We start from the raw sequence: 22,592 nt of genomic DNA, 5'->3' as shown, positions 1-22,592 counted from the left end.
TTTTTCTGTAAAATTAACTAATGTTAGCCTATTCCGGCAAAGAAAAATCATAACAAAAGATTAATTAATAATAAAAACTATATTTGCAAAAAAGATAAATGCAGTTAATAGCTTATATACTTTTATATCCTTTATTCTATATAATATCCATACTTCCTTTCAGGATACTGTATTTTTTATCTGATGTACTCTACTTAATCATCTATCGTATAGCAGGATACCGTAAAGGTACTGTGCGAAAAAATCTTGAACTTACCCTGCCTCACCTGAGTGTTACCGAACGCCGAAAAATAGAACGAAAGTTTTACAGTCACTTTTGCGATACATTGGTAGAAATGGTTAAAACCATGACCATATCTGAAAAAGAAATGAAAAAACGGTTTACGTTTGAGAATATAGAGCTGGTAGAAGAGTTTGAGAAAAAGGGAAAGAGTATTGCGCTTATATGCGGGCACTATGCCAGTTATGAGTGGCTGCTGGTTATGAACAAATCTCTTACCACGCATAAAGGCTTTGGTATATATAAAACCATACGCAACAAACACTTTGATAAACTGGTACGAAAAATACGCGGCAGGTTTGAAGGTGAGCTTATAGATACCAAAAGCACCATACCTGCTATGCTGCGACACAAACGTGATCGAGTATTAGGCTATTATGGCTTTTTGAGTGACCAATCGCCCAAACTGAAAAGCGCTATCCATTGGACTGATTTTTTCGGGATGGAAGTGCCTGTGCATGTAGGTGCTGAGATACTTGCCAAAAAACTGGATATGAATGTTATGTTTGTAAAAGGGAGCAAAATAAAGCGTGGCTATTATAAAGCTAAATTTATTGGCTTTAACAAAAACCCTAAAGATGTGCCCAATTATGAAATAATGGATGAGTTTATTGATTTGCTTGAAAAACAAATACTGGAAGCTCCTGAATATTATTTATGGACACACAAACGTTTTAAACACCGCAAGAACGATCCTGCCCCTATAGCTCAAACCACTGCTTAATGTTTGCACTTACAGCGTTGGGCGATTCATTTTTATGCACAAACTCGTTAGTATTTCTGTTATATTCATACTCCTCTCCCCAATGTTCATGGTTTGCTGCAAGTTCTTTTATACTGTTGCATACATAAGCTATCTCAGTACTTGTAGTTGTCGGGTGTATTGACATTCGTATCCAACCCGGTTTTTGTATCAGGTCGCCTTCGGTTATTTTATTGGTAAGATAATTCGATTTTTCTTCATCAACATGCAGCAGGTAATGCCCATAGGTACCGGCACAACTGCATCCGCCACGCGTTTGTATGCCAAACTTATCATTAAGCAGTTTTACACCCAGATTAAAATGCAGATTATCTATGAAGAAAGATATAACCCCAAGCCGCTCCGTATGCTGAGGGGCTAATATATTTATAGTATCAACATTGCCCAGTTCGGCAAAAATATAATCGGTAATTTCTTTTTCGCGTTTCAGTATGTTCTCTACCCCCATTTGCTCTTTCAGGCGTATAGCTAATGCGGTTTTTATAACCTGAAGAAAACCGGGTGTGCCCCCATCTTCACGCTCCTCAATATTATCAAGATACTTGTGCTCGCCCCAGGGGTTTGTCCAGCTTACTGTGCCACCACCGGGATGGTCGGGTATCATATTTTTATACAGCTTTTTATTAAAAACCATAACCCCCGATGTACCGGGACCTCCTAAAAATTTGTGCGGAGAAAAGAAAATAGCATCCAGTGCTTCCTCTTCATCTTGGGGGTGCATATCTATTTTTACATAGGGTGCCGAACAGGCAAAATCGACAAAACATACACCGTTGTTTTGATGCATCAGTTTTGCAATTTGATGGTAAGGCGTTTTAATACCCGTAACGTTGGAACACGAGGTAACTGAGGCTATCTTTAAAGTATAATCTTTATACTGTTCCAGTAAGGCTGCAAAACTGTCTAAACAAATAAGTCCTTCGGGGCAGGCGGGTATAACAACTACTTTGGCAATAGTTTCAAGCCATGAGGTTTGGTTAGAGTGGTGCTCCATGTGGGTTATAAAAACCACAGGCTTTTTTTCTTCGGGTATATTGGTATGTGCTTTCAGGTTTTCGGGTACTTTCAGCCCCAGTATGCGCTGAAATTTGTTGATAACCCCCGTCATGCCTGTACCGTCAGTAATCAGCACATCATCACTACCGGCATTTACATGATGCTTTATTATGTGGCGTGCTTCGTGATAGGCATTGGTCATGGCAGTACCCGATACTGTTGTCTCGGTATGGGTATTGGCTACAAAAGGACCGAAGTCGTTAATTATTTTTTCTTCTATCGGGCGGTATAGCCTTCCGCTGGCAGTCCAGTCAGTATATATAATTTTTTGTTTCCCATACGGTGAGTCAAACTCTTGGTCTATACCAATAATATGCTGCCTGAACTTACTGAAATAATATTCTAACTCTGTAGTAACGATTGTATTTGCTGCCTCTAACATATATCTGTTGTATTAAAACATACATTGCAAATTTAGGAAAAATATAACGATATAGTTATTACTTTATATCCCTATTTCTATCTGAAAACGAACATACCAGTTTTGACCTGATGAGCCGTTTGCATAGCTCAGCGTATCAAAGGTAAATTCTGCCTGCGCTTTAAAGGAGTGTTCCCATATATAGCGCGTAACACCCAAACTATACTGATTGGTATCGGGTACATAAAGGCTTATGTCTTCATGCACTTTCTGAGTAGAGAATCGCCCTATCAACTCAATATCAGAGGGGAATATATAACTCATTTGGTAATCAACCCCATGTCCTGTAAAAACAAATTCAATATCTTCGGTATCATCAGGGTTTACCGTTACCGGGTTGTTGGCTACACGTTGCATGTAAGCCGTTTGAAACGAAAACCCTTTATATTTAAGCATCGCATCGAGCAGTATCGACTGCATATTTCGTTTTTCAAAAAGGTCGTTACCTAACTGCCCTTGCGTACGCCTTGCCTTATTATTAAACTGGTATGCCCCCGATACTAAAATTTTAGGCTTTTGTTCACGTACCAAATCACCTTCAAAATAAGTACCGTCATGAGTAAATGCTCCGAGTGGAAAAAGCTCAACTTTACCGGTATAAGCCAAGCCATTATCCGGCTCATCTGTAGCGTTTCTGCCCTCGCCCATACTTATAGCTCCCTTAAAATTATAAGAAAACTTATCGTAATATTCATTAAGGTTATGCAGTTGAAAACCAAAATCCCTGTCTATAGTAAATCGTGCATTATTAATCGTTCTGTCAGTAAGCTGCAACGCCCCGGAAGAGTTTATTCTTTGCCTGTTACCCGGCAGCTTGGTTTGCCCGAAACCAATATTCCAATGATTGCTTGGACGATAAAACACTACTGCATCCCTGATTATATTAATATTTTCGCCTTCACGCACCTCTCCTACATCGCCGGGGGCAAAAGAAAGTTGTATAGCATACAAAAATCTGGGGTCGCCCACATAACCGTCAAAACGAAGTCTTAGCCTGCGTATCTGCCCGTCTATTGTGCTTTCTTCCTCTTCCTCCTGCATATAAGTAATTCTGTTTTGCATTCTGAAGCGGATATTGAACTGAAAAAGGCTATCGGGCGATGTTAGTCCTACCCCTTTACCATAACTGTAATAGGGCAAAGCCGAAAGTTTAAGATCGTTATCAGATTTTGTACGCTCTATAGTTACCTGTGCATTAACAGAAAAGCAACAGAAAAACAAAATAATAACTAACAGTTTATTCATGTTATGTTTACTTTGCCGCAAACTTAATATTAATTTTTGCAAAGCATATATTACCTTTGCAAAAATTAAAAAATATGTCTAACATATACATGGGTTACCACTTTACCGTACTTCCTAAAGAACCCGGAGTTGAAATACTGATTGCAGAACTTGGAGAAACGCCTTTTGAAAGTTTTATAGAAACGGATGAGGGGGTTTCGGCTTACATACAAAAGGAGTTTTGGGACAAGAACATACTTGATGATATACAAATACTGGAATCGGATGAGTTTAAGATTGAATATACTTTTGAAGAAATTGAACAGGTAAACTGGAATGAGGAGTGGGAAAAGAATTTTGAACCTATTGAGGTAGATAATACTTGTTATGTGCGTGCGCCGTTTCACGAAAAGAAAGATGTTCTGTATGACATTGTAATAGAACCGAAAATGAGTTTTGGCACCGGGCATCACGAAACTACGTTTATGATGATACAGCATTTGCTGGAAACTGACATGGAGGGAAAAAAAACCCTTGATATGGGTTGCGGTACGGCAATACTGGCTATACTTGCCGAAATGAAAGGTGCAAGCCCTATTGATGCTATTGACATAGATAACTGGTGCTACCTGAATTCGATAGAAAACGCCGAGCGTAATAACTGCACATCCATAAGCGTTTATGAAGGTGATGCTGCTTTGCTTGAGGATAAAAACTACGATGTTATTATTGCCAACATAAATCGTAATATACTGCTTAACGATATGCAACGCTATGTTGATTGCCTTAATCCCGGCGGGATACTTTTTTTAAGCGGTTTTTATGAAGAGGATATCCCGTTTATTGATGCATCATGTTCCGAAAAAGGGTTAAAGTTGATAAAAAAACACCAACGTAATAATTGGGTTGCCCTAAAATATGTAAATTAGCAATTATTAGATTTAATTGATTAAAGATGAGTACAAAAGAAAAAGTTTTAGAAGAAGTAATGCTTGAAGAAAGCGTTTCCCTGAACAATGAAATTGTATTGTATAACGATGAGGTTAATACTTTTGATCATGTAATTGATACGCTAATAAAAGTATGCGACCATACTGCCGAACAGGCAGAACAGTGTTCGATTATTGTGCATTATAAAGGTAAATGCACCGTTAAAACCGGAACGTATGACGACTTGAAACCGCAGTGTACGCAACTGCTGGAAGCCGGTCTTAGTGCCGAGATAGTATAGTAAAAAAGAAAGGTGCTTAATAAGCACCTTTTTATTTGCCTGCATATAGCAATATCGCTGCTATGATATAATACGCCTATTAAAATTGGAATAATAAAAAACAGCTACCATACCACTGATGTATGGTAATAAAAAGAATGCATACCTACTACAACACAGCATCAGGCGGGTTGATATTACCTATACATTACCACAACATTAACATACTAAGCATATCTTTTTACAGATAATGTAATTGATAATTTTATAAAAAAACATATAAAATATAGTATATAACACATTATATTGCTATAAATTTTAGAGTTTGTAGAGTTTCTATATAGGCAGATAATTTACAACGTTTTCGTTGATTGATTACATTTATAAAAACTAAATTAAAAAGCTTTATGAATCTAAAATTACAATTAAAAAGAAACTTTGTTAAGGCATCAGCTATATTGGGAGTGTCTTTACTAACCATTAATACTGTGCAGGCACAAACCACAGTATCTGTAGCAGCCGATGCTCCTTTGGTTGCTTATGCAAACTGGTTTGAGCTTGATGGTACAACGTATGTTAATGGTTCTGAATGGGGTGTTGCCGACCTTAAAACGGTTGTAAACACAGCCGAAAACACCATAACATTACATCCTAACTTTAGTGCTTACGGAAACGGTACTGACCCTTACTGGGCTAACGGAGAAAACGGAGCAAAAGTATTTGAAGGAAATACCTATATAGAAGACAACTCTTTATTAGGGCAAACAGTAACTTTTGAAGGAAGCACGATAACCAACACGCTTGCTGACGGATATGAAGGCGTTGCGTTTATTAAAATATTAAGTGCCGATTATCAGTTACTGCAATACCTTTCCACTCCGCTGGTTACAGGCGAAAACTTTAGCCTTACCTCTCAAACAGCTACTATAGACGGTGCTGCTATTTTTCAGTACGGTTATTCAGTAACCGGTGTAAATGCCAATCCTACTCAGGAAGCCGCTCTTGGTAATGCAGTAGTAACTGCCGAAACATCGGGGGTAGATCCTGAAGGAACTAATGTAACGGTAGATGCGACCTCTACTCTGGTTGCCTATGCAAACTGGTTTGAGCTTGATGGTACAACGTATGTTAGTGGTTCTGAATGGGCTGTTGCCGACCTTAAAACGGTAGTAAACACTGATGATAACACCCTTATATTACATCCTAACTTTAGTGCTTACGGAGACGGAACTGACCCTTACTGGGCTAACGGAGAAACGGGTGCAAAAGTATTTGAAGGAAACACTTATGTAGAAAACAATGCTTTGATAGGCGAAACTGTTACATTTACAGGAAGTACTATAAGCAACACACTTGCAGAGGGTTATGACGGTATTGCTTTCATTAAAATATTAAGCACTGACTATCAGTTACTACAATACCTTACTGCCCCATTAGTTGGTGGCGAAAACTTTAGCCTTACCTCTCAAACGGGTACTGTGGCAGGTGCTGCTATCTTCCAATATGGTTACTCGGTAACAGGTGTAAATGCTAATCCTAATCAGGAAGCTGCACTTGGCAATGCAGTAGTAGGCTCAGAAGCTTTAAACGTTAAAGAAGTAGTAAAAAACAGAATGGTTATTTATCCTAACCCTGCAACTGACGTAATAAACATAGCAACTGATAACGGTAGGGTTGAAAATGTAAAAATATATAACCTTTTAGGACAAAGAGTAATGGAGGCTTCTCCTGCGCAATCAACTGCTACTGTTGATGTTTCAACGCTTACTAATGGTATGTATATCATAAACATTGTTATTGACGGAAAAGAAAACACAACACGTTTTGTAAAAAAATAAGTATTTGTTATTTTCATGTTGGAAAAACCGCCTGATTAAAACAAGGCGGTTTTTTATATAATATGCTATTGATAGTTTAAAAATTTTGGACTTCCTAAAATATAATTACTCCCATTTTAGGTATATTCGTAAAATAATCGTTAACTAATCCTATAGATTTTGTTTAAAAAAATCATCCTCATAGTATCCTTTATCCTCCCCCTCTATGTACAATCGCAAGATTTACCTCCCATAATTAAATACAATACCAGTACATATAGCGCAGGTAATCAAAACTGGATGATAAGCCAGGACAGCAATCAGTTTATGTATTTTGCTAATAATGAAGGGTTAATGGAGTATAACGGTAATGACTGGACGTTATATCCTACCCCAAACGAAACCATAATGCGTTCTGTAAAATGTATTGACAATCGTATTTATACAGGATGTTATATGGAATTTGGCTACTGGGAACGACAGCCCAACGGTAAACTGCAATACTTTTCGCTAAGCGAAGTAATAAAAAACAAGATACTGGATGATGAGCAGTTTTGGAATATTATAGAATATGACCACTGGATTATATTCCAGTCGCTCAACCAAATATTTATATACAATGCAAAAGATGAGTCGTTTAAAATAATAAAATCGAATGCGGGTATAAATAAGGTATTTATTGTAAATAATATTATTTTATACCAAACCTTTGGTACAGGGTTATATGAAATTGAAAATGGGAAAAGTAAACTTATCAGTGATGACCCAATTATTAGGGGAAATAAAATTGTAAGTATTTTTCCGAGAAGCGAACATTTGTTATTACAAACGCAGTATCATGGTTTTTATGAATATCATGACGATAAAATAACACCCTGGGCTACAGAGGCGGACGACGAACTGAAATCGAGCAGCATATACAGCAGTAAAATGTTGAATGATGGAAGTTTTGCACTCGGTTCAGTATCAAACGGTATATTCATATTAAGTAAAGATGGTTATTTAAAATACCATATAACTCAAAATAAAGGACTTAGCAATAATACAGCATTATCGCTTTATGAAGATCGTGATAAAAACCTGTGGGTTGGTCTGGATAATGGCATCAACTGTATCAATTTGCAGTCGGCAGTAAGAAGCTTTGTAGATGATACAGGTTTTCTGGGCACAGTATATACCTCTATTCATCACAACAATATGCTGTATGTAGGCACAAACCAGGGTTTGTTTTATAAAACTTACGGAGGCATAGAAAGCTTTAAGTTCATATCCGGCACCAAAGGTCAGGTTTGGTCACTTTATGATTATAACGGGACATTGTTTTGCTGTCACGATTCCGGTACCTATATTATAAATAACGGTGTAGCTACCCAGATATTTTCCGCTTCGGGAACATGGAAATTTGAAAATCATCCGAACAACCCCAATCTGTTACTGCAAGGCAACTATCACGGCATATCGGTTATAGAGAAAACAAACAACACTTGGAAGTTTAGGAACTGGATAAAAGGTTTTGATTATTCAAGTCGCTATTTCGAAGTAAGCAGTAATAACGATATTTATGTAAGCCACGAATACAAAGGTGTTTTCAGGATAAACATTGATAACGAGTATATTAAAGCCAATACTGTTTTTACTTATGACTACCCCGTAAAAGGAAAAAACGCCAGCCTGTGTAAGTATAACAATGCTATATATTATGCCTCTAAAGATGGAATTTTTAAATTAAACATAACTACCAAAAAGTTTAATAAGGATAAAAGACTTACTGATATTTTTTTGAAAGATGAATATACCTCAGGTAAGCTAACTGCCGATAAAACTAACAGGCTTTGGTTTTTTTCAAAAAATTATATCAATTATTTTTCATCAGGCAAGCTAAATACCGATTTAACACATAGTGTAATCCCCATTCCATCGTCGCTTACTAACTCTATGGTAGGATATGAAAATATCACTCAAGTAACTTCAAACACATACCTTATCGGTACTACCGACGGTTATTATACCATAAACCTGAGCGACCTAAAATTCGACAAATACAATGTCTCTATTACAGATGTTTCGAGCAACATTATGAATAAAAGCGGGATATCTAACCCTATAAATGCCGAAGGTAGTTTTAAACATTCGGAAAACAACTTTACCTTTTCGTATGCCGTTCCGGAATACAATAAATACATTAATGCCGAATTTCAGTACCTTTTAGAAGGTATCCAGGAAGAATGGAGCGAATGGAGCACCAAGCCGTTTGCTAATTTTAAAAACCTTACGCCCGGCAGCTATACATTTAAAGTAAGAGCAAGAACAGGCAACTCTATATCCAATACTGCTCAATACAGTTTTACAATCTTAAAACCCTGGTATGCTACCACTATAGCGCTTATAGTATATTTAATATTAGCCCTCATTGCTGCCTATTTTATAAATAAAGCTTATAAAAACTACTACCACAGGCAAAAAGAAAAACTTATTGAAGAAAACGAAAGACTACTGGAAATAAAAGAACTGGAAAATGAACAGGAAGTAATGAAAATTAAAAACGAACAGTTGCAACAGGAGTTTGAAAACAAAAATCGCGAGTTGGCAGTATCTACCATGAATCTTATCAAGAAAAATGAGTTGCTTTCGATGATTAAGGATGATTTGAAAAAAACTACTGACGGCGATAGGAATATCAAGTCAGTAATAAGCACCATAAATAAAAATATTAACGAGGATGACACTTGGGATATGTTTAAAGAAGCATTTAATAATGCCGATAAAGACTTCCTTAAGAAGGTAAAAGCAAAACACCCCGCCCTAACACCAAACGATTTAAGACTGTGTGCCTATTTAAGACTTAATTTATCTTCCAAAGAAATAGCGCCCCTACTCAACATATCCGTTAGGAGTGTAGAGATAAAGCGATATCGTTTGCGAAAGAAAATGGAGTTATCTCACGAAATAAGCCTTGTTGAGTACATTCTGTCATTGTAGCAAACCTCAACAAACACTTCATATACCTATACAATACCACAACAAAGCACCTAATTACAAGGTTTTCGTATTTATTTTAAGCCACATATAAAACCTCTTAAAACACTGTTAATAGTGCTTTGACCTTTATATTTCTGAAATATCCCATAAAAATTACGGATTGTATATTTTTTGTAAAGGTTCTTTTTAAACTGTTTAAAATATTGTGTCATATTTTTATATTATCACAAAAACCAAATTTATATGAAGTCAAAACTATTCTTAATTACCTTTATGCTAATCTCATCTTTTTGCTTCGCGCAGAATGTCGAGGTAAGTGGTACGGTAAATGAAGCGGCAACCGGGTTGCCTATGCCCGGAGTAAACGTAACAGTTAAAGACGCTGCTGCAAACACAGTAACGGACATTGATGGTAAATTTACCCTCTCGGTCCCTTCTGGATCAACATTAGTCTTTAGTTTCATAGGCTTTAACAGCACTGAGAAAGTTGCTACATCTGACGAAAACATTACAATAAGCATGACCGAGAGTGTTAAAACACTTGATGAAGTGGTTGTTATTGGTTATGGCAGCCAAAAAAGAAGAGAAGTTACAGGTGCGGTAGGCGTAGTTAGTGCTGCAACTATTGAAGATTTAAGACCTGTAAAGATAGAGCAGGCACTGCAAGGTACCGTAACAGGGGTTAATGTTACTACACAATCAGGCGCGCCCGGTGCAGCGCTCGATATAAGAATAAGGGGTATCGCTTCTAATAATGATGCTTCTCCTTTAGTATTAATAGATGGTTACATAGGTCAGCTTAGCGATCTTAACTTTAATGATGTAGAGAATATTACAGTACTTAAAGATGCACAGGCTGCCATATATGGTACTGCCGGAGCTAATGGTGTAGTACTTGTTACTACCAAACAAGGAAAGAAAAACACCAAACTTAAACTTAGCTATAACAGCTACATAGGTTTACAGGAAACATCCAGAAAACTACCATTGCTGAATGCAACAGAATATGCCCTCCTTTTAAACGAGAGTTATGCTAACGGCGGACAGCCACTGCCCTTCCCTAACGTTTCGGCATTAGGTGCGGGTACTGACTGGCAGGATGAAGTTTTTGATACCGGCGTACCGATGATAAGCCATGATATAACGGCAACAGGCGGTGGAGATAAAGTAACATACAGCATCAGTGCTTCTAATTTTGACCAAGATGGTATTATAGGAGGCAGTAAGTCGCATTTTGACCGTAATACGTTTCGTATTGGTATGACAGCAGACTTGCTAAAAAACCTAAAACTAAATACTAACGTAATTTATACTGACATTAACAGACAGTCATTTAACGAAAATACATTAGGTTCCGTGTTATTTAATGCAATTAATACCCCTTCTATTTACAGCCCTTATGACGAGAATGGCGATTTTACGGTATTACCAACAGGTAGTGCCAATATACCGGGAAGTAATCTTGGTAATGAGATAATCAATCCGCTGGCACAAATAGATAACACTTTTAACGATTATGACCTAAGAAAATTTAACGGTACATTCGGTTTAGACTATGAATTCACATCCAACTTAACCGCTACGGCGCGAATAGGTTTTAATACTGCAAATTCAAACGGAAGAACCTTCAATAAAGAAGTTTCTTATGGAGGAAAAGTATTTGATAATGTGAGAAGCACTGTAAACCAAAACAGTATAAATGATAATGATTATACTTTTGATGCATTCATAAACTATAAGAAATCATTCAATGAAGCTCATAATTTTACAGGAACATTAGGTACTACTATATACAAAACCTTTGGAGAAGGACTATTTGCCACCGGTTTTGATGTGCCCAATAACTCATGGGAATTTGCCGATATAAGGCTTACCACAGGGTTTTCGGAAGCTAAAACTGCCGATTCGTATAAATATGACGAAAGAAGGCTTTCTTACTTTGCCAGAGTACAATATGACTATAAAGGTAGATACCTGTTATCAGGAATGCTGAGAAGAGATACATCTACACGTTTTGGTCCAAACAATCGTGTAGCCTACTTCCCTTCTGTAACAGGAGGTTGGGTAATATCTGATGAAGCTTTTTATAAAGAAAACACAGTAGTTAACTTCCTTAAGTTAAGAGCCAGTTACGGAATATTGGGTAACGACCGTATAGGCGATAACCGCTATGTAGGTTTACTGGATGGTGAAGCAACATACGTGCTTAACGGAAATTTAGTTAACGGTTTTGCCATAGGAGGATTGCCAAATGAAGATTTAGTTTGGGAGCAAGCCCAAAAATTCGACGTAGGTTTGGATATACAGTTGCTTAATAACAAAATTGATATCGTTGCCGATTATTTTATTGATAAAAAGAAAGATTTATTAATAACCGATATACCGGTATCAGGAATACTGGGAACATATGGTCCCGGAGGAAGAAACCCTACTGCCAATGCAGGATCGGTAGAAAATAAAGGTTTTGAAGTAGGTATTAACTACAAGGATCAAATTGGTGAAGATTTTACTTACAAAGTAGGATATAATGTTACCTTCCTGCATAACGAAGTTACCGAAGTAAATAACGGTACCGGTTTTGTTGAAGGTGGAATTTTTGGTCTGAGTACCAGAGCTACCCGTATGGAAGTTGGACAACCATTAGGTTACTTTTATGGATACCAAACAGACGGAATTTTTCAAAATCAGGCAGAAGTAGCTGCACACCCTTCACAAACAGCACTTGGAGCGCCGGCACAACCCGGAGATTTGAGATTTGTTGATGTTAACGGTGACGGTGTTATTACACCTGATGACAGAACTAACATAGGCGACCCTATACCGGATGCTGTTATGGGCTTTAACCTACAGCTTAACTATAAAGGTTTCGATTTTGTAGGCTATGCTTTTGCCTCTGTGGGTAATGATATGGTAAGAAATTATGAAAGAACATTAAACGATGTAAACAGACTTAATTATACACTGGACAGGTGGACAGGTGAAGGTACAAGCAACAGCGTACCGAGAGTAACAACATCTGCAACGTCAAATAATGTATTCTCAAGCTATTTTGTAGAAGACGCTTCCTACTTAAGAATACAAAACGTACAGTTAGGCTATACAATAAACCCTGAGTTTACTGAAAAAGCAGGTGTTTCAAGATTAAGACTTTATGCGGGTGTAAATAACCTATATACATTTACCAAATATAAAGGATATGATCCCGGAGCTTCAAGTGGGCAACCACTGTCATCAGGAATAGATTTTGGTTTTTACCCTGTACCGAGAACCTATTTGTTTGGAGTAAATGTTAACTTTTAATTGAAAAAAAATGAAAAGAAAGATAATTACAGCCGTTATGGCTCTTAGTATATTCACCGCATCAACAGTTTCGTGCAGTGATGATTTTGTGGAAAGGGATATTGTTTACCAAATAACTTCAGAAAATTATTTTAACTCCGAAGACGATTATTATAATGCGCTTATAGCAGCATACGACCTTTTGCATGCCAGCTATCCTAATGTTATTTTAGGCGAAATCGCTTCGGATAACACACTTGCAGGCGGAGAGAGTGCTAATGACGTTATAGGATGGCAACAGGTAGATCAAATGATTCATACCCCTGTAAATTCAAACCTCAGAGATATTTGGAACTGGATGTTTTCCGGTGTAAACAGAGCAAACTATATCTTAGAATTTAAAGATAAGACCGACTTTGAAGGTAAAGAGCAAATTATAGCCGAAGCACGTTTTCTTAGAGCTTACTATCATTTTGAACTGGTAAAATGGTTTGGCGGTATCCCGCTTAAAGGCGATGCAAGATTTGCACTTGGCGATGAAACCTCTATACCGCGCGCTACAAAAGAAGAAGTATATGCAAGCATTCAGGAAGACCTTTTGTTAGCTATAGAAGACCTTGCCGTACAAGCCCCTGAAGTAGGAAGAGCTACCAGAGGCGCTGCACAGGCTTTGCTTGGAAAAGCATATTTATATGACGGAAAATACAGCGAAGCCGCTGCCGTTTTAGAACAAGTCATAACATCCGGTAACTACTCACTGGTAACTGATTACAACTCAATATTTGAATTTGAAGGCGAAAACGGACCGGAATCAGTATTTGAAGTACAATATACCGACATACAAGGAGCAAGTTTTGACTGTCTTCAATGTGTAGAAGGTAACGTTGCCGTAGGATTTAGCGGCCCTCGAAATTATGTAGGTCCATTATTTACCTCAGGCTTCAGCTTTAATATTCCAACCCCCGAAGGAGCGGCGATTTTTGAAGAAGGCGATTTAAGAGAAGATGTAGCCATACTAAACATGGAAGAGTGGATTGCCGAAAATTCAGGTACCGAAGTTAGTTATGGTCCCGGTTATAACGATACCGGTTACTTTAACCGTAAATACATACCCAGAGTAAGAAGCAGTGAAGCTGCGGGCGACCTTAACCTTACAAACCCTAACAATTACAGAGCTATCCGTTATGCCGATGTATTACTTATGGCTGCTGAAGCTTTTAACAGATCCGGTAACGATGTTAAGGCAAGACAATATGCAAATGAAGTGAGAAGAAGAGCTTTTGGCGATACAGACCATGATTTTACAGCAAGCGGCGAAACATTACTTAGCTTTATTTTAGAAGAAAGAAGAAGAGAACTGTTTGGCGAAGGACACCGTTTCTTCGACCTTGTAAGAACCGAAAGAGCTGCGCAGGAAATCGATGGGTTTGTTGCAGGTAAAAATGAAATTTTCCCTATACCACTGGAAGAGATACAATTCTCTAACGGAAACTGGGAACAAAATCCAAATTATTAAAAAATAAGAGATATGAAAAAACTAAAATTAATATTCAGCATCCTGTTCATTGCCATATTAGCAGGATGTAGTGAAGATGAAAACGATTTATCGTTTGTAAATAATGCTCCAGCCCCACAAAACCTATCGGCATTATTTACCATTACACAAGATAATACAGGGCTGGTTACCATAGCTCCGCATGGCGAAGGTGTAGTTGGCTTTGATGTATATTATGGCGATGGTACGGCAGAGCCTGCCGCTGTAGATGTAGGACAAAAAACCACACATACGTATGCCGAAGGGCAGTATGACGTTAAAATCGTAGGATATAGCGTTACAGGAGCCAGTACAGAGGTTATACTACCGCTTACCGTTACTTTTATTGCTCCCGAAAACATTAATGTGACCATAGCGACCGTTTTGGGTAATCCGTTAAGAATTAACGTAAGTGCTACTGCCGATTATGAAACGTTTTTTGACGTTACGTATGGCGAAGATCCCGGACAAGTAGCCGAGCAGTTTAACGAAGGACAAACGGTAAACCATACCTATAGCGAAATAGGCACCTATACAGTTACGGTAACAGCCTATAGTGGTGGTGCGGCAACTGCCGTATATACTGAAGAAGTTACTATTACCAACCCGCTTACACTGCCTGTTACATTCGAAGTTCCCAGTCTTAACTATACCATTACTGATTTTAATGGTAACACTTCGGCAGTAATAGATAACCCTGATGCATCAGGAGTTAATACCAGTAGCAAAGTAGCTTCTATGACTCCGGGAGGAGGCGTATTTACAGGAGGCTTCTTAACCCTTGATGAACCTATCGATTTTACTGAAAATCAGCACGATATCAAAATAAAAGTATGGTCGCCCGCAGCAGGAGTACCTATGATAATAAAAGTAGAAAACGCAGAGGATGCGGGCATATTTTATGGAGCTAATGCTGTAACCACAGTAGCCAACCAGTGGGAAGAGATTGTTTACGACTTTTCAGGTGCAGGTACAACCGCAGAATATTCGAGAGTAGTACTATTCTTCAACGCCGGTAACAACGGTAACGGAGACACTTATTATTTTGATGATATTGAATTATTTAACGGTTCAGATCCTGTTGAGCTTCCGCTTACTTTCGAGAGCGCAACCCAGGATATTATATGGAACAACTTTGGCGGTGCCAACGGCAGCAAAGTAGCCAACCCCAATGCGTCAGGAATAAATGTAAGTGCTAATGTAGGACAGTATGTTAAAAATGCAGGTTCAGAAACTTGGGCAGGTATAGCCATACCTATGGATGAGCCTATTGATTTTTCTGCCATGCAGCAGGTAAAAATAAAAGTATGGTCGCCCGCAGCAGGCATACCCGTACTGATGAAGTTTGAAAACATGAATCCTCATGACACTGCACTTGATATTGAAAAACAAACAAATACCACTGTTGCAAACCAGTGGGAAGAACTCACTTTTGATTTCTCGGATATAAATAATGCTAATAACTATCAGCAAATAGTACTGTTCTTTAACTTCGGAGTTTCCGGAACAGGAGAGTCATACTACTTTGATGATGTACAATTATCAAATTAAAAATTATGAAAAAGACATTAACAATTTTAGGAAAATGCCTTATGCTGCTTATTTTGGTAAGCAGTTGTCAAGACGACGACAAAACATTTGGTAATCTGGATGCCCCTACCAACTTAACAGCAAACTATGAGATAGTTGGTCAATCGGCTGAATTTCCAAACGGAGACGGCTCAGGAAATGTAGTTTTAAAAGCACATGCAGATAATGCTATAAGCTATAAATTTATGTTCCCCGACCAATCATCAGCAACGGTAACCGGTGGAGAATACACCAAAAGGTTTACTACCAGCGGGGTTAACTCTTATGAAGTTACAGTTATTGCTTACGGAAAAGGTGGTGTGGCAAGCAGCTTAACCTTTACGGTAGAAGATGTATTAAGTAACTTTAATGACCCTGAGACATTGGAGCTGCTTACAGGTGGTACAAGCAAAGTGTGGTACTGGGCAGCAGCAACTGCCGGACACCTTGGAGTGGGTCCAAATAATGATTCTGAAAATAATTCATGGCCAAGCTATTATGCCGCAGCACCTTTTGAAAAAGCAGGATCTGCAGAAAGTAGCTGTATCTACGAAGATGTATTGACATTTACCAAAGACGGTGAAATTTTAAAATATACACTTGATAATGGCGGAAGCACCTTCTTTAATGCAAGTTATAACAGTGTGGGCGGTACTCCTGCTCCGTCTGACCTTTGTCAGCCTTTTGACACTTCGGGCGAAAAAACAGTAGTATTAGGTCCTGCCGAATCGGTAGTACCCGAAGATGCTTCTACAGGTACACAAATGACATTTTCAGATGGTGGTTTTATGGGCTATTACATTGGTGCAACTACTTATGAAATACTGGAAATTACAGAAAACACAATGACCGTACGAGCTGTTATGGGTAATGATCCGGCACTGGCTTGGTATCATATATTTACTACACAACCTCCATATTCTGATGACGAACCGGTATATGACACTCTGGTATGGAGTGACGAATTTGATGTTGATGGTCCGCCGGATCCTACAAAATGGAATATGGAAATTGGTAATGGTACTAATGGCTGGGGTAATAACGAATCACAATACTATCGTGCGGAAAATGCCGTAGTGCAAGGCGGAAACCTTATAATTACTGCAAAAGCAGAAAGTTTTAGTGGTTTTAACTATACTTCTGCACGTATGAACACGCATAACAATTTTGATTTTACCTATGGTAAAGTAGAGATACGCGCAAAACTGCCTGCAGGTGGCGGTACATGGCCCGCACTATGGCTACTGGGTTCTAACTATCAAACCAATACTTGGCCCGCCTGTGGCGAAACCGATATTATGGAACATGTGGGCAACGACCAAAACACAATTCACGGTACATTACACTACCCGGGCAACTCGGGCGGTAATGCAAATACAAGCTCTGTAGTTGTAGAGGGCGTTTCAGAAGAATTCCATATTTATTCTATCACTTGGAGTCCGAATTTCATCCGATTCTATGTAGATGGTAATGAATTTAAAACTTTTGCTAACTCATCCGAAGTACCATACAACTGGGATTTCTTCCTCATATTCAATGTAGCAATGGGAGGTAGCTTTGGTGGTGCTATAGACCCTGCCTTTACAGAATCGAGCATGGAAGTTGATTATGTAAGAGTGTACCAAGAATAATAAATTTCGCATCTTTTCTAATTCACATTTCAATGAGGAGAAGATTGGTTAAACCAATCTTCTTACTCATTGATATTTTTAAAAAGTATAATGAAATACAATTTCCTAAAACATGGTGTACTTGCAACTTTATTTGTTACGCTAAGCTGTAATACAACAAAGCAAAACATTGTTCCTGATACAACCAAACCGGCACCCCAATCAATTATAGACCGAAAAGTAGATTCGATACTAAGCCTGATGACCCTCGAAGAAAAAGTGGGACAAATGAATCAATATAATGGTTTTTGGGATGTTACAGGCCCTGCACCGCAAAATGGTGCAGCCGCACAAAAATATGAACACCTTAAAAAAGGATGGGTAGGCTCTATGCTCAATGTAAGAGGTGTAAAAGATGTAAAAGCATTACAAAAAATAGCCGTAGAAGAAACCAGACTGGGCATACCCCTATTGTTTGGCTATGATGTTATTCACGGATATAAAACCATAAGCCCCATACCACTTGCCGAAGCAGCAAGCTGGGATATGGAAGCTATAAAAAAATCGGCAGAAATAGGCGCAGCCGAAGCAGCAGCTTCGGGTCTTAACTGGACGTTTGCTCCTATGGTAGATGTAGCACGCGATGCCCGATGGGGGCGTGTTATGGAAGGTTCGGGCGAAGACCCATACTTAGGCAGCCAAATAGCCATAGCAAGAGTACATGGTTTTCAGGGTAACTTTAGCGAGTTTAACCTTGCTGCCTGTGCCAAGCATTTTGCAGGATATGCCTTTGCCGAATCCGGCAGGGACTATAATACTGTTGATATAAGCGATAATACACTGCACAATATAATACTGCCACCGTTTAAGGCAGCAGCCGATGCGGGAGCGCTTACTTTTATGAATTCCTTTAATGAGCTTGAAGGCATACCCGCAACAGGTAACGCCTATTTGCAAAGAGATATACTGAAAGGCGAATGGAACTTTGACGGTTTCGTAGTATCGGACTGGGGCTCTATGGCAGAAATGATAAATCACGGCTATGCCAAAGATTTAAAACAAGCAGCCCAACATGCAGCCAATGCAGGCTCGGACATGGATATGGAGTCTTACGGATATGTAAAGCATCTTGCAGACTTGGTAAGAGAAGGCAAAGTTGACGAAGCAAAAGTTAACGACGCAGCACGTCGCATACTAAAAGTTAAATTTCAGCTTGGACTGTTTGACAATCCGTATAAATACTGCGATGAAAACCGCGAAAAGCAAACTATAGGCAAAAAAGCATTTCACGATGGCGTGCTGGATATGGCGAAAAAATCTATCGTATTGCTTAAAAACGAAAACAATATACTCCCATTAAAAAAACAGGGGCAAAAGGTAGCCGTAATAGGCGCATTGGCAAACGATAAAACAAGCCCGCTTGGCAGTTGGAGAATTGGTGCTGATGATGGCACTGCTATATCGGTAATGGAAGGATTAAAACAATATAACGGCAACGAACTGGTATATGCCAAAGGCGCTGATGTTGCCTTGGGCAATCCTGAGTTTACCCTGAATACAAAAATAAACATGACTGACAAAAGCGGTTTTGCAGAAGCGGTAAACGCTGCCAAAGGTGCTGATGTGGTTATTATGATATTGGGTGAGCACGGGCTGCAAACCGGTGAAGGAAGAAGCCGCAGCGAAATAGGACTGCCGGGAGTACAACAAGAGTTGTTAGAAGTTGTTTATAAAGCCAACCCGAATATTGTATTGGTACTGAACAACGGAAGACCGCTAACCATACCTTGGGCAGCCGAAAACATACCCGCTATAGTAGAAGCTTGGCATTTGGGTACGCAAAGCGGTAATGCTATTGCACAGGTGCTGTATGGCGATCACAACCCAAGTGGTAAACTGCCTATGAGTTTCCCACGTAATGTAGGACAGGTACCTATTTACTACAACCATAAAAATACAGGACGCCCTACTGAAGAAGGTCCTGAAAGTGTTTTCTGGTCGCATTATACTGATGTGCATAACAGCCCCCTCTACCCTTTTGGCTACGGGTTAAGCTACTCAACTTTTGAGTATTCTAACTTAAAAATAAGTACTGATAAATTGACTGCGGGCGGAAACATAACCGTATCAGTAGATGTAAAAAATACAAGTAACACAGACGGTAAAGAGGTAGTACAGTTATACCTGCACGACCTTTTTGCATCAGTTACCCGCCCTGTCAGAGAACTGAAAGGTTTTGAACTTACACCTATAAAAGCAGGGCAAACCAAAACGGTAACTTTTACCATAGACGAAAAAACTATTGCCTTTTATACGGCAAATAAAAAATGGGAAGCGGAAGCCGGAGATTTTAAAGTGTATGTAGGCGGAAGCTCTGATGCTGCACTGGAAAGTAATTTTACTTATACGAAATAACATGAAAAAAATAATAGTATTATGCCTGTTTACTGTTGCTTTTGCAAACGCTCAGATGCAGAAGGAAAGGGGTAAATTGGTATGGGAAGAAAATTTTGACGGGAATGCCCTGAACGAGCAGGTTTGGAATTATGAGCTTGGCGACGGTTGCCCCAACATTTGCGGATGGGGTAATAATGAACGCCAAATATATACTACAGATAACCATAAGGTAGCAAACGGAATGCTTACCATTACGGTAAAGAAAGACGGTGAAAAATATACCTCTACACGTATAACCACCGCAGGCAATAAAGAGTTTAAATATGGTTATATAGAGGCTCGTGCCAAAATACCTACAGGGCATGGTATTTGGCCTGCTTTCTGGATGCTGGGCAGCAACATAAAACAAGTAGGCTGGCCTATGGCAGGTGAAATTGACATCTTGGAATATGTAGGTAAAGAACCTAATATGGTGTTTACCTCGCTGCACACGCAGGATAGTCATGGTAATACTATTAATACCAAAAAAACAACTTTTGAAAATATCGAAGAAGGTTTCCATACCTATGCGATAGACTGGACAAAAGACCATATTGCTTTTTACGTAGATAATAAGCTTGTATATACTTTTGCCCCGAAATATAAAACCGAAGCAGTATGGCCTTACAATCAACCTTTCTATTTTATACTAAATGTTGCTGTAGGCGGCAACTTTGGTGGTCCTGAAGTAGATGATACAATATTCCCACAGGAATTCATTATAGACTATGTGAAAGTCTATGAGAAGTAAATTTTGTTTTATTGTTTAAGTTAGTTACTAAAAAGGATGCTCGATTGAGCATCCTTTTTCATTTTTAATTACTTTTTTAAATGTTTTAATGCGGCAACTTATCTTTCAATACGCCATATAAATAAGTTCCTACTAAAGCGCCCAGTAGTACTACACCTATACCCCAAAAGCCTGCTCCTATCAGTATATACATAGGTCCAGGGCAAGTACCTACAAGGCCCCAGCCTAAGCCAAACAGTATGCCGCCAATAATGTAATTGGTAAATCCTTTTTCTTTATCAGGTATGTTTATAGGTTGCCCTGTAATATCTTTTACTTTACCTCTTTTTATGATTTGTATGCCTACTACGCCTACTACAACCGCCGTCATGATAATACCAAACATATGGAATGACTGGAAGTGGAACATTTCGTAAATGCGATACCACGATACCGCTTCCGATTTTGTAAGTACAATACCGAATACTAATCCTACCAACAAATATTTTATAAATTTCATGTCTTGAATTTCTTAATTAAAAAATAGTGGTAATAATAACCATGACATAATAAGCCCTCCTATAAAAAAGCCTATTACCGCTATAAGCGATGGTAATTGCAGGTTGCTCAATCCTGTAATAGCATGCCCTGAGGTACACCCACCGGCATAGCGTGTACCAAAACCAACCAATAGTCCGCCCAGTAACAATATAGCCAGCATTTTAGGCGATTGTAGTGCCTCTTCCCCTACTAATGCATCGGGTAATAATTTCCCTTCAGGAGCATCTATATGCATTTGTTGCAATTCGGTTACCGTTTGCGGGTTCAGGTTTACACCGCTGCCATCGCTCAGGTAGGTAGTGGCAATATATCCGCCAAGCATGGCGCCAAGCACTACAACCAGGTTCCAACGTTGGCTTTTCCAGTCGAAACGAAAAAAAGCCACATTTTTGCCCGCTCCAAAAGCCGAACACATTGTGCGCAGGTTGGACGACATCCCGAATGTTTTACCAAAGTAGATGAGCAAGAGCATTACTACCCCTATCAGCAGCCCTGAAACATACCAGGACCAAGTGCCGTAAAAACTATACATAATTATAAATTTTTACAAAAATAGAAAATATCCCCTCAGATGATACTAATATGACACTTATTCGCAAATAACTTCGTTATAGCTTTAATCAATATTTTTATAACTTTGGTATCTATTTATAATAGCTATGAAAAAATATTTGTTTCTTTCCTGTGTTACTTTGGCTTTGGCAACATCCTGCATAAGCACACGGCTTACCATTAAAAATATTGATGATAAAGCCCCGATGCCCGGACTCTCGAAAGAAAAAACATTTGTACTTACCGAAATAAGCAGCGATAAGAAATATGGATATGACCCTGACTATCCTGTCAATCTCGGTTTTTTGCCCATTCAAAATGCTGATATTAATATAAAGCGATATTTTGGCGCACTATCAGGACCAGAAGGGCAACCCATAACCTACGAACGTGTAGATAGCTGTTGCCCCTTTCCTTCGGAGAAAAATAATATGGGCGCAGGATTACTGGATGTATATGAGGTAACATGGGAAGGTCTTGCCGAACCAAAGCGTATTCATATTAACCTCTATGAAAGGGGAAAAATAATAGCGCCTTCGGGTTTTGGTATAAAGAAGATGCTGTAAGAATA

At 38.7% G+C, this 22,592-nt stretch carries 16 protein-coding genes; 12 read left to right on the top strand and 4 right to left on the bottom strand.

Going from position 1 to position 22,592, the window contains the following annotated elements; genetic code table 11:
• The first annotated feature begins 98 nt into the window (after nucleotides 1-98).
• The gene (locus E0W68_RS05200) at nucleotides 99-1,004 is read left to right on the top strand and encodes a lysophospholipid acyltransferase family protein (protein WP_135218358.1); all 906 of its coding nucleotides are present in this window, start codon (nucleotides 99-101) and stop codon (nucleotides 1,002-1,004) included.
• Here E0W68_RS05200 and E0W68_RS05195 read toward each other — a convergent pair.
• Both E0W68_RS05195 and E0W68_RS05190 read right to left on the bottom strand, forming a co-directional pair.
• Complete coding sequence (locus E0W68_RS05195) at nucleotides 982-2,481, bottom strand: aminotransferase class V-fold PLP-dependent enzyme (protein ID WP_135218357.1); 1,500 nt, start codon at nucleotides 2,479-2,481, stop codon at nucleotides 982-984. The genes E0W68_RS05200 and E0W68_RS05195 overlap by 23 nt on opposite strands.
• Nucleotides 2,482-2,544: 63 nt before the next feature.
• Nucleotides 2,545-3,765: a porin gene (locus tag E0W68_RS05190; protein ID WP_135218356.1), complete on the bottom strand. Its 1,221-nt coding sequence runs from the start codon at nucleotides 3,763-3,765 to the stop codon at nucleotides 2,545-2,547.
• 74 nt (nucleotides 3,766-3,839) lie between these two features.
• Here E0W68_RS05190 and prmA point away from each other — a divergent pair, with 74 nt between their 5' ends.
• The 10 genes from prmA (at nucleotide 3,840) to E0W68_RS05140 (ending at nucleotide 20,929) form a co-directional block, all read left to right on the top strand.
• Entirely contained in the window at nucleotides 3,840-4,673 is an 834-nt protein-coding gene (gene prmA, locus E0W68_RS05185) for a 50S ribosomal protein L11 methyltransferase (RefSeq protein ID WP_135218355.1), read from the top strand.
• Between the two features lie 26 nt (nucleotides 4,674-4,699).
• On the top strand, nucleotides 4,700-4,975 hold the full coding sequence (locus tag E0W68_RS05180; RefSeq protein WP_135218354.1) for an ATP-dependent Clp protease adaptor ClpS: 276 nt from the start codon (nucleotides 4,700-4,702) through the stop codon (nucleotides 4,973-4,975).
• Between the two features lie 386 nt (nucleotides 4,976-5,361).
• Nucleotides 5,362-6,792: a T9SS type A sorting domain-containing protein gene (locus tag E0W68_RS05175; RefSeq protein ID WP_135218353.1), complete on the top strand. Its 1,431-nt coding sequence runs from the start codon at nucleotides 5,362-5,364 to the stop codon at nucleotides 6,790-6,792.
• Between the two features lie 159 nt (nucleotides 6,793-6,951).
• Nucleotides 6,952-9,750, top strand: a complete 2,799-nt coding sequence (locus E0W68_RS05170) for a ligand-binding sensor domain-containing protein (protein ID WP_306786032.1) — start codon at nucleotides 6,952-6,954, stop codon at nucleotides 9,748-9,750.
• A gap of 243 nt (nucleotides 9,751-9,993) precedes the next feature.
• Nucleotides 9,994-13,050, top strand: a complete 3,057-nt coding sequence (locus tag E0W68_RS05165) for a SusC/RagA family TonB-linked outer membrane protein (protein ID WP_135218352.1) — start codon at nucleotides 9,994-9,996, stop codon at nucleotides 13,048-13,050.
• Between the two features lie 10 nt (nucleotides 13,051-13,060).
• A complete protein-coding gene (locus E0W68_RS05160) occupies nucleotides 13,061-14,545 on the top strand; it encodes a RagB/SusD family nutrient uptake outer membrane protein (RefSeq protein ID WP_135218351.1) in 1,485 nt (494 codons plus the stop codon).
• 12 nt (nucleotides 14,546-14,557) lie between these two features.
• Nucleotides 14,558-16,114 carry a PKD domain-containing protein gene (locus E0W68_RS05155; protein WP_135218350.1) on the top strand — a complete coding sequence of 519 codons (1,557 nt, stop codon included), beginning with the start codon at nucleotides 14,558-14,560 and terminating at the stop codon, nucleotides 16,112-16,114.
• A 5-nt stretch (nucleotides 16,115-16,119) separates the two neighbouring features.
• A complete protein-coding gene (locus E0W68_RS05150) occupies nucleotides 16,120-17,763 on the top strand; it encodes a glycoside hydrolase family 16 protein (protein WP_135218349.1) in 1,644 nt (547 codons plus the stop codon).
• A 90-nt stretch (nucleotides 17,764-17,853) separates the two neighbouring features.
• Entirely contained in the window at nucleotides 17,854-20,157 is a 2,304-nt protein-coding gene (gene bglX / locus E0W68_RS05145) for a beta-glucosidase BglX (protein WP_135218348.1), read from the top strand.
• A gap of 1 nt (nucleotide 20,158) precedes the next feature.
• Nucleotides 20,159-20,929, top strand: a complete 771-nt coding sequence (locus E0W68_RS05140) for a glycoside hydrolase family 16 protein (protein WP_135218347.1) — start codon at nucleotides 20,159-20,161, stop codon at nucleotides 20,927-20,929.
• 85 nt (nucleotides 20,930-21,014) lie between these two features.
• Here E0W68_RS05140 and E0W68_RS05135 read toward each other — a convergent pair whose 3' ends face one another.
• Together E0W68_RS05135 and E0W68_RS05130 are read right to left on the bottom strand one after the other, a co-directional pair.
• Complete coding sequence (locus E0W68_RS05135; RefSeq protein WP_135218346.1) at nucleotides 21,015-21,428, bottom strand: DUF6691 family protein; 414 nt, start codon at nucleotides 21,426-21,428, stop codon at nucleotides 21,015-21,017.
• Between the two features lie 12 nt (nucleotides 21,429-21,440).
• Nucleotides 21,441-22,001 carry a YeeE/YedE family protein gene (locus E0W68_RS05130; RefSeq protein ID WP_135218345.1) on the bottom strand — a complete coding sequence of 187 codons (561 nt, stop codon included), beginning with the start codon at nucleotides 21,999-22,001 and terminating at the stop codon, nucleotides 21,441-21,443.
• A 127-nt stretch (nucleotides 22,002-22,128) separates the two neighbouring features.
• Between E0W68_RS05130 and E0W68_RS05125 the strand changes: the two genes are divergently transcribed.
• Nucleotides 22,129-22,587, top strand: coding sequence for a 2-dehydro-3-deoxyphosphooctonate aldolase (locus E0W68_RS05125; protein ID WP_135218344.1), 459 nt, complete (start codon nucleotides 22,129-22,131; stop codon nucleotides 22,585-22,587).
• The last annotated feature ends 5 nt before the right edge of the window (nucleotides 22,588-22,592 follow it).

This window comes from Flavobacterium salilacus subsp. salilacus (genome assembly GCF_004634195.1).
Lineage (GTDB): Bacteria > Bacteroidota > Bacteroidia > Flavobacteriales > Flavobacteriaceae > Flavobacterium > Flavobacterium salilacus.
The sequence above is the reverse complement of the archived record's forward strand: the minus strand, read 5'-3'. Positions and strand labels throughout refer to the sequence as shown.